We start from the raw sequence: 8,746 nt of genomic DNA on the forward strand, positions 1-8,746 counted from the left end.
TCGCCTCGGGCGCACACGCGATGCTGGCGGAACAACGTCATCAATACATCCTGTCGGAGCTCGGACGGTCGGGCGCGCTGTCGGTCGCGGAACTCGTGCGTTCGCTCGACGTGTCGCGCGAAACCGTGCGGCGCGACCTGAATGCGCTGGCCGCGCGCGGCCTGCTCGTGATGACGCACGGCGGCGCGCTGGCCGCGGATCGCCGTGAGCCGAGCCTGTCCGAGCGCGAGGCCGCGAACGCCGATGCGAAGCGCACCATCGGGCGGCGCGCGGCCGAATTCGTGCCCGATGATGCATCGGTGCTGATCGATTCGGGCAGCACGCCGCATGCGGTCGCGCTGGCGCTCGCCGACCGGCACCGGCTGTCGATCTACACGAACGACTGGCGTACCGCATTCGTGCTCGCGCGGCGCAACGGCAACCGCGTGACGCTGCTCGGCGGCGAGCTGTCCGACGACGAGGACGCCACCTTCGGGCTCGACACGATCCACCAGCTCGCGCAATACCACGTCGATTTCGCGTTCGTCGGCGCCGGCGGCATCACGCCCGACGGCGAGTGCACCGACTACTCGCGGCTCGCGGCCGAAGTGCGCAGCCGGATGATCGCGGCGGCGGGCACGGCGATCATCGTCGCCGACCATTCGAAATTCGGCCGCGTGACGCCGGTGCGGATCAACGGCGCGGCCGCCGCCCGCTATCTGGTGACCGAGCGCGCACCCGACAAGGCCGTGCGCCGCGCGCTGACGGCGCGCGGGGTCGAGCTGCTCGTGTGCGACTGACGCGCATCCGACATACAAGGTTCATCGAAGCGTCATCGCGCGGGAAGAACCGTCGTCAAGACTGACTCATTCACCTCGACCGGCCGCCAGGCCAGGGAGCAACGAATGACCGTCAGCGTGCGCAGCTATCTTTCCCCCACCCTGGTCCTGCTGGCTTTCGACTGGCCCGATGCGGCGTCGCGGTCCGATTTCCTCGGCTTCGCGATCCGGCGCACGCCGGGTTTCTGGTCGGCCGACGGCAAGACGCGTGCGCCGGACAGCTGGCTGCCCAACCGCCTGACGTTCGACGGCCCGGCCGCCGACACGCAGGGCGATGCGCCCACCGACCAGGCGCCGATCCAGAAATTCATGTGGTGGGATGCCCGCATCGATCCGCAGGATCGCGGTGCGTCGTTCCGCTACGACGTCTATCCGGTCGTCGGCACGCCGGCGAACCTGCAGATGCTCGACGCGCAAGCCGGGGTGTGCGACGTCGTGCTGCCCGCGCACATCGAGGACGGCATCGGCACGTGGTTCAATCGCGCGGTGGTCAGTTCGCAGGCGTTCGCGAAGCAGGTTGCTGCACTCGGTCTCGCGCCGAACGAGGCGCCGAGTGCCGCGCAGGCGCTGAAGCTGCGCACGTGGCTCGCGAACGACATGGAGCAGGTGTTCGCTCAGATGCTCGATCCCGCGTCGCGCGCGGCGTCGGCCGTCTATCATCTGACCGACACGCTGTGGGCGCTGCCCGCGTTCCAGGCGTTTGGGCGCAAGCACGGCGAAGCGTCGCTCGCGATCGTCTACGACGCGCACACGACGGCGCGCAAGGGCAAGCCGCCGCTGCCGTCGCCGAACCAGCCGGCCGTCGATGCGTTGCAGGGCCTTGCGACGCTTGCGCCGCGCGACCGGACGCACATCATGCACGACAAGTTCATCGTGACCGATGCGCCGTCGAACCCGGCGCCCGCGCGCGTGCTGACCGGCTCCGCGAACTTCACGACCGAGGGGCTGACCGAGCAGGCCAACGTGCTGCATGCGTTCGACTCGCCCGCGCTCGCCGCGCTGTACAACGAGCGCGCCCACGCGCTGGCCGGGAATCCGTCGATCGCGGAGACCGCGCGGCTGTCGCCGGGCTGGTCGGCGCCGATGACGATCGGCAGCGCGCAGGTGCGCGTCGCCTACTCGCCGGAGCCGGCGGGGCAGCGTACCGAGATCGATACGATCGTCGCCGCGATCGCGGCCGCGAAGCATTCGGTGTCGTTCTGCCTGTTCATGCCGACCGACGCCGCGCTACGCGATGCGTGTTTCGCGGCCGGCGACCGCGGGCTGATGATGTTCGGCCTCGTGAACCGGATCAATGTCGGCAGCGCGACGAAGGCCGATGCCGCGCAGCAGGCCGGGCAGACGCTCGATGCGGCGACGCTCGCGAACCTCGAGCTGTACCACCGCAGCCGCGACAACCACGACGTGATCGACGCGTCGTATTTTTCGCCGGCCACCGTGCCGCAAGGCTTCGAGCCGGAGTTGCGACTCTTTCCGGGCGAACCGGCGCCGGCTTTTCCGCCTGTGGTGATCCACCACAAGTTCATCGTGATCGATGCGGAAGGCGCGAATCCGGTCGTCTATACGGGTTCGGCGAACATGAGCCGCAATTCCGAGCAGTACAACGATGAGAACCTGCTAGAGATTCGCGACCGGCGGATCGCGGCGATCTATCTCGCGGAATTCCTGCGGCTTTACGAGCACTATCGCGCACGGGCGCTGGCGATCAACACGAAACGGCAGCACGGCACGGGTACTGATGCGGGCGCGCATGCGCGGCTCGCGCTTGCGCCCGATTCGAGCTGGGCGAAGAAGTATTACGTGGCGGGCAGCCCGGAAGAAAAGGCGCGGATCGCGCTGGCGTCGACCGCGCCGACGGACTGATGCGCTGAAGGGCTGAAGTTGGAGGGGGCGCGGATATCGCGTGCCCCGGCCGGCGACTTGCCGCTTACGCGGCGACGTAGCGGAGCACTGCGTCGGCGATCGTGTCGCGATGCCGAGCGCGCAGGCGCGGTGCCGACGGATCGCGGCCGAACGCGGCGCCGAACGTGTAGCGGTTCGCCACGCGGTGGAAGCAGAACGAGCTGATCAGCAGGTGCAGGTCGAATGCGTCGATGTCCTTGCGGAACACGCCGCTGGCCGCCCCGCGCTCGACCAGTTCCTCGAGCGTCTTGATGATGCTGACGTTGCGGTTCTTGAACGACTTCAACTGTTCGACATACTTTGCGCCGTGGATGTTCTCGATCGACACGAGGCGGACGAAGTCGCGATGCTTGTCGTGATAGTCGAACGTGAATTCGACGAGGCGGCGCATGCCTTCGCGCGGCTCCATGTCGCCGACGTGCAGCTCCTGCTCGAGCGCGCGGATGTCGCCGTACACCTTCTCCAGCACGGCCTCGTACAGGCCTTCCTTGCTTTCGAAGTAGTAATAGAGCATCCGCTTCGTCGTGTTCGTGCGCTCGGCGATCGCGTCGACGCGCGCACCGGCGAGGCCCATCGCGGAGAATTCCTGCGTGGCGACATCGAGGATGTTGCGCTTGGTTTGCTCGGGATCGTATTTACGCCGCGCATCGGACGCAAGCGCGCGGGGGTCGGACGTGGCGGCCTTGCTTCCTGCTTTCATGTGACTTTGTTGTGGTTCGCGGCGGCTTGGAAAAGGCATTCTAGCATGTGGGAAATGCCCGCCCGGCCGACCTTCCGCTCTAATCGGCAAGGCCGTCGGCGCGGTCGTTTCGGTCGTCGCGGGCGCTCAGCGGCGGCAGGACGCGAGCGCGTCGCGGGCCTGGTACGCCGTGTACGTGAGTTGCGCGGCGGCAAGGCCGGCCAGCCCGAACGTGCGCGTGAGTCCGAACGCGGCGAAGCCGTCCGGCACCGGCCGGCCTTCGGCCAGCGCGGCGGCGAGCGCCTCGCCGGCCACCGTGGTCGGCGCCATCCCGTGGCCGCCGAACGCGATCGCGTGCCATACGCCGTCCGCGTCGCGGCCGATCTGCGGCATCTTGTGCCGCGCGTAGCTCATCAGCCCGCCCCACGCGTAGTCGATCTTCACGCCTTCCAGTTGCGGATACACGCGCAGCAGGTCGCGCCGCAGCAGGCGCGCGATCGCGTCGGGGCCGCGGTCGAGCACGGAGATCCGGCCGCCCCACAGGATCCGCGTGTCCTTCAGCGGACGGTAGTAGTCGAACGCGAAACGCGTGTCGTAGATCGCGTACGGCGCGTCGATCGCGTCGGGCAGGCGCGTGCCGAGCGGTTCGGTCGCGATCACGTAGGTCGCGATCGGCAGCACCGCGCGCTCGATGCGCGGCGACACGCCGCGCGCATAGCCGCCGCCGGCGAACACGACGTCCTTCGCGCGTACCGCGCCCTGCCCCGTGCGCACGACGTAGCCGGCGCCGTCGCGCGCGATGCCGAGCGCGGCCGAGCGTTCGTACACGCGTGCGCCGCCGCGCGACGCGGCCGCCGCGACGCCGAGCACGTACTTCAGCGGATGGAAATGGAATGCGTTCGGCTCGAACAGGCCGCCGTAATAGCGCTGTGTTTTCAGCCGCTCGCGCAGCGCGCCGGTCGGGACGGGTTCCCATTCGACGCCGAGTTCGTTCTTCATCAGCGTGCGCACGCTGTCGAGCCGCGACGGATCGTCGAACCAGTTCGCGAGCATCACGCCCTGGTCGACGATGTCGCAATCGATCCCGTAGCGCGCGATGCGCGCGCGGATCAGGTCGACCGCGTCGACGGTGAGCCGGTACAGCCGGCGCCCTTCGTCGCGGCCGAGCGTGCGCAGCAGGTCGGCGTTGTCGAGGCTGTAGCCGCCGAACACGAAGCCGCCGTTGCGGCCCGACGCGCCGAAGCCGACCCGTTCGCTGTCGAGTACGACGACGTCCGTCACGCCGCGCTCGACGAGGCCGAGCGCCGTGCACAGGCCGGCGAGGCCGCCGCCGACGATGCAGACCTGGGTATCGATCGTGCCGGTCAGTTGCGGGTAGGGCTGGCGGGTAACGGTGGCTTCGTAGAAGTTCTGCATGCGTGTTGGTGACTCGTGACGGCGAAAAAAACGGACGGCGCGCGTCGATCTTGCCTGAACGCGCGCGCCGCGTCGAATGGGAGCTTCAGCGCGTCGGCCGCCGGGGTGGGGGCGGCCGACGCGTTACCGGGCGTCAGGCGCCCGGCGTCGGGTTGACCGGGCGGGCGACATAGGCCGGATAGCTGGCATCAGCCTTTTGGGCAGCTTCATGTGTCGCGTTGCGTTCGATCCACGGCGCGATTTCCATGTCCTCGTAGCGCACCAGCCGGCATTTGCGCACGAGCGCGTAGCCGAGCCAGATCGCGAGGAAGAACGGCAAGCCGATGTAGGTTGCTGCGACACCCGCCCAGTCGATCTTGTCGGCGAGGAACGCCTGATAGTCCTGGCCGAGCGCGACGACCGCGCACAGCGCGAACGCGAACAGCGGGCCGAACGGGAACCACTTCGACCGGTACGGCAACTGGTCGAGCCGGTAGCCCTGCTTCAGGAAACCCTTGCGAAAGCGGTAGTGGCTGACCGCGATGCCGAGCCACGTGATGAAGCCGGCCATGCCCGACGTGTTCAGCAGCCACAGGTAGACCGTCTTGTCGCCGTACAGCGACGTGAGGAAACACAGCGCGCCGACGGCGGTCGTCGCATACAGCGCGTTGCGCGGCACGCCGCCGGGCGACAGTTTCGCGAACAGCTTCGGCGCGCGGCCTTCGACCGCGAGGTTGTAGAGCATCCGCGTCGACGCGTACATGCCCGAGTTGCCGGCCGACAGCACGGCCGTCAGGATCACCGCGTTCATCACGCCGGCGGCAAAGGCGAGACCCGCGTGGCGGAACACCAGCGTGAACGGGCTCACGCCGATATCGGTCACGTCGCTCTTCAGCAGGCTCGGATCGGTGTACGGAACCAGCACGCCGATCACGAAGATCGCGAACACGTAGAACAGCAGGATGCGCCAGAAGATCTGGCTCACCGCACGCGGAATCGTCGTGCGCGGGTTCTCCGATTCGCCGGCCGCGACGCCGATCATCTCGGTACCCTGGAACGAGAAGCCCGCGATCATCGCGACGCCGAGCATCGTCGCCCAGCCGCCGACGAACGGCGCGTCGCCGATCGTGAAGTTGCCCCAGCCGGCGCTCGGGCCGCCCTGCATGATCCCGAAGATCATCAGCAGGCCGACGCCGACGAACGCGAGCACGGTGAGTACCTTGATCAGCGCGAACCAGTATTCGGCCTCGCCGAAGCCGCGCACCGACAGCGCGTTGAGCGCGAAGATCAGCGTGAGGAACAGCGCGCTCCACCAGACGCCCGGCACGTGCGGGAACCAGTAGTGCATCACGAGCTGCGCGGCGACGAGCTCCACCGCCAGCGTCACGGCCCAGCTGTACCAGTAGTTCCAGCCGAGCGCGAAGCCGAAGCCTTCGTCGACGAACTTCGCGCCGTAGGTCGCGAACGAGCCCGACACCGGCATGAACGCGGCCATTTCGCCGAGGCTCGTCATCAGGAAATAGACCATCAGGCCGATCAGCATGTACGCGAGCATCGCGCCACCGGGGCCGGCCTGCGAGATCGATGCGCCGGACGCGACGAACAGGCCCGTGCCGATCGAGCCGCCGATCGCGATCATCCGCAGATGGCGGGCCTGCAACGCGCGGTGGAGGGAGGGCTTCGCAGGGGGCGAGGCGGACGGGCGGGACGAATCGGGGCGGGCATCTGAATGCATGGCGGGCGCTGGGCGCTGTCTCCGGGATTGTTTTTCGGTGACGAAGCGCGACGCGTTGCCGCCCGCGGCGGGTAGCGGTGATGCGGTGCGAAACCGGCCCGCTGAGCCGGGCCGTGGTGCGTGTCGCCTTCGTCGGTCGTCCGGCTGCCGTGGTGGCGGCCGGCGGCGCGCCGGGTGCGTTGCACCTCGACGTCGCACCGATTGTGTGTGCCCGGTGCACCGGCGGCAAACGATATTTCCGAACAGGGTGATGCGGGATGATCATCAACTTGTGTCGTGCCGCGATGCGTCCGGGTGCCCGGCCGCAGGCTTTGGAAACGTCCCGAATCGATCCGGAAACGCGTTGGTCCGGCCGGTCGAGTTGTTGCGTTTTGGGAATGAAGTCGTGAGTTAATATCAATAGCGGCCCGACTTGTGGCCATCGACAATGTGTTTCATGGATCGTGCCTCGCGAGGCTGGGGCGCGCCGTCCGGCCGGGCTTTCCGGCGGCGGCGCAGCGCAATGCGCCGGATGGCGCACCGGCCCGCCGCGCGGCGCGTCCGCTTGCACGACGCGCTCGAACGCGCTCCAATCGAATCACGCGGGCGGCGCTGCCGCCGCACCGATCAATCTGTCCCTGAAGAGGAAGTGATGCAATTCAACGACATTCTTGCCGCGCTCGACATCGATCTCGCCCAGTGGAAAGGCAATGCGCTGACCGCGCGTTCGCCGCTCGACGGCGCGACGCTCGCGACGCTGGCCGTCGACACGCCCGCCGGCGCCGAGCGCAAGATCGACGCCGCGCACGACGCATTCCTCAAGTGGCGCACGGTGCCGGCGCCGGTGCGCGGCGAACTCGTGCGCGTGTTCGGCAACGTGCTGCGCGAGCACAAGGCCGAGCTCGGCCGCCTCGTCACGCTCGAAGCCGGCAAGATCACGTCGGAAGGCCTCGGCGAAGTGCAGGAAATGATCGACATCTGCGATTTCGCGGTCGGCCTGTCGCGTCAGCTTTACGGTCTCACGATCGCGTCCGAGCGCCCGGGCCACCGGATGATGGAAACGTGGCACCCGATCGGCGTGTGCGGCGTGATTTCGGCGTTCAACTTCCCGGTCGCGGTGTGGGCGTGGAATGCGGCGCTCGCGTTCGTGTGCGGCGATTCGGTCGTGTGGAAGCCGTCCGAGAAGACGCCGCTCACCGCGATCGCGTGCCACGTGCTGCTCCAGAAGGCGCTCCGCGAGTTCGACAAGACGCATCCGGGCGTCGCGCCGGCGGAACTGAGCCAACTGGTGCTCGGCATGCGCGATGTCGGCGAGGTGCTGACGGCGTCGAAGAAGGTGCCGGTCGTCAGCGCGACGGGCAGCGTGCGGATGGGCCAGGAAGTCGCGAAGGTGCTGAGCCAGCGCCTGGCACGCGGCATCCTCGAGCTCGGCGGCAACAACGGGATGATCGTCGCGCCGAGCGCGGATCTCGACCTCGTCGTGCGCGCGGTCACGTTCGCGGCGGTCGGCACGGCCGGCCAGCGCTGCACGACGCTGCGCCGCCTGATCGTGCATCGCAGCCTCGTCGAGCAACTGCTGCCGCGCATCGAGAAGGCCTACGCGTCGGTGAAGGTCGGCAACCCGCTCGAGGAAGGCACGCTGGTCGGCCCGCTGGTCGATCGTGCGTCGTTCGACGCGATGCAGAAGGCGCTGGCCGATGCGCGCGAGCAGGGCGGCGAAGTGAAGGGCGGCGAGCGCGTCGACGTCGGTCACGCGGATGCGTACTACGTGCGTCCGGCCATCGTGCGGATGCCGAAGCAGTCGGCGGTGGTCGAGCGCGAGACGTTCGCGCCGATCCTGTACGTGATGGTCTACGACAACTTCGACGACGCGATCGACGTGCACAACGCGGTGCCGCAAGGCCTGTCGTCGGCGATCTTCACGAACGACATGCGCGAGGCCGAGCAATTCATGTCGGCGGCCGGCAGCGATTGCGGGATCGTCAACGTGAACATCGGCACGAGCGGCGCGGAAATCGGCGGCGCGTTCGGCGGCGAGAAGGAAACGGGCGGCGGCCGCGAGTCGGGTTCGGATGCGTGGAAGGCGTATATGCGCCGTGCGACGAATACGATCAACTACAGCCGGCAGCTGCCGCTGGCGCAGGGGGTGAAGTTCGACGTGTAAGGGCACGCGCCCGGCCAGGGCGCTTCGACGGTCGAATGACAAGGGCCGGTTGCCGCGAAAGCGGTAACCGGCCC

The 8,746-nt window shown here is 68.2% G+C and carries 6 protein-coding genes; 3 read left to right on the forward strand and 3 right to left on the reverse strand.

Features of this window, described 5'->3' with window-relative positions; genetic code table 11:
• The first annotated feature begins 20 nt into the window (after window positions 1-20).
• Window positions 21-779 carry a DeoR/GlpR family DNA-binding transcription regulator gene (locus tag JMF86_RS16085; protein ID WP_011546920.1) on the forward strand — a complete coding sequence of 253 codons (759 nt, stop codon included), beginning with the start codon at window positions 21-23 and terminating at the stop codon, window positions 777-779.
• A 105-nt stretch (window positions 780-884) separates the two neighbouring features.
• A complete protein-coding gene (locus JMF86_RS16090) occupies window positions 885-2,681 on the forward strand; it encodes a phospholipase D-like domain-containing protein (RefSeq protein ID WP_011546921.1) in 1,797 nt (598 codons plus the stop codon).
• A 64-nt stretch (window positions 2,682-2,745) separates the two neighbouring features.
• Here JMF86_RS16090 and JMF86_RS16095 read toward each other — a convergent pair whose 3' ends face one another.
• The 3 genes from JMF86_RS16095 to JMF86_RS16105 form a co-directional block, all read right to left on the reverse strand.
• Window positions 2,746-3,420 (reverse strand): TetR family transcriptional regulator, encoded by a 675-nt coding sequence (locus JMF86_RS16095; protein WP_012339399.1) that lies wholly within the window; start codon window positions 3,418-3,420, stop codon window positions 2,746-2,748.
• Between the two features lie 126 nt (window positions 3,421-3,546).
• Window positions 3,547-4,815 (reverse strand): FAD-binding oxidoreductase, encoded by a 1,269-nt coding sequence (locus tag JMF86_RS16100; protein WP_011546923.1) that lies wholly within the window; start codon window positions 4,813-4,815, stop codon window positions 3,547-3,549.
• A gap of 133 nt (window positions 4,816-4,948) precedes the next feature.
• The gene (locus JMF86_RS16105) at window positions 4,949-6,529 is read right to left on the reverse strand and encodes an amino acid permease (RefSeq protein ID WP_011546924.1); all 1,581 of its coding nucleotides are present in this window, start codon (window positions 6,527-6,529) and stop codon (window positions 4,949-4,951) included.
• 631 nt (window positions 6,530-7,160) lie between these two features.
• Between JMF86_RS16105 and JMF86_RS16110 the strand changes: the two genes are divergently transcribed.
• On the forward strand, window positions 7,161-8,672 hold the full coding sequence (locus JMF86_RS16110) for an aldehyde dehydrogenase family protein (RefSeq protein WP_011546925.1): 1,512 nt from the start codon (window positions 7,161-7,163) through the stop codon (window positions 8,670-8,672).
• Window positions 8,673-8,746 lie beyond the last annotated feature (74 nt).

The organism is Burkholderia sp. E168m15, from assembly GCF_016586105.1.
GTDB classification, from domain to species: Bacteria; Pseudomonadota; Gammaproteobacteria; order Burkholderiales; family Burkholderiaceae; genus Burkholderia; species Burkholderia orbicola.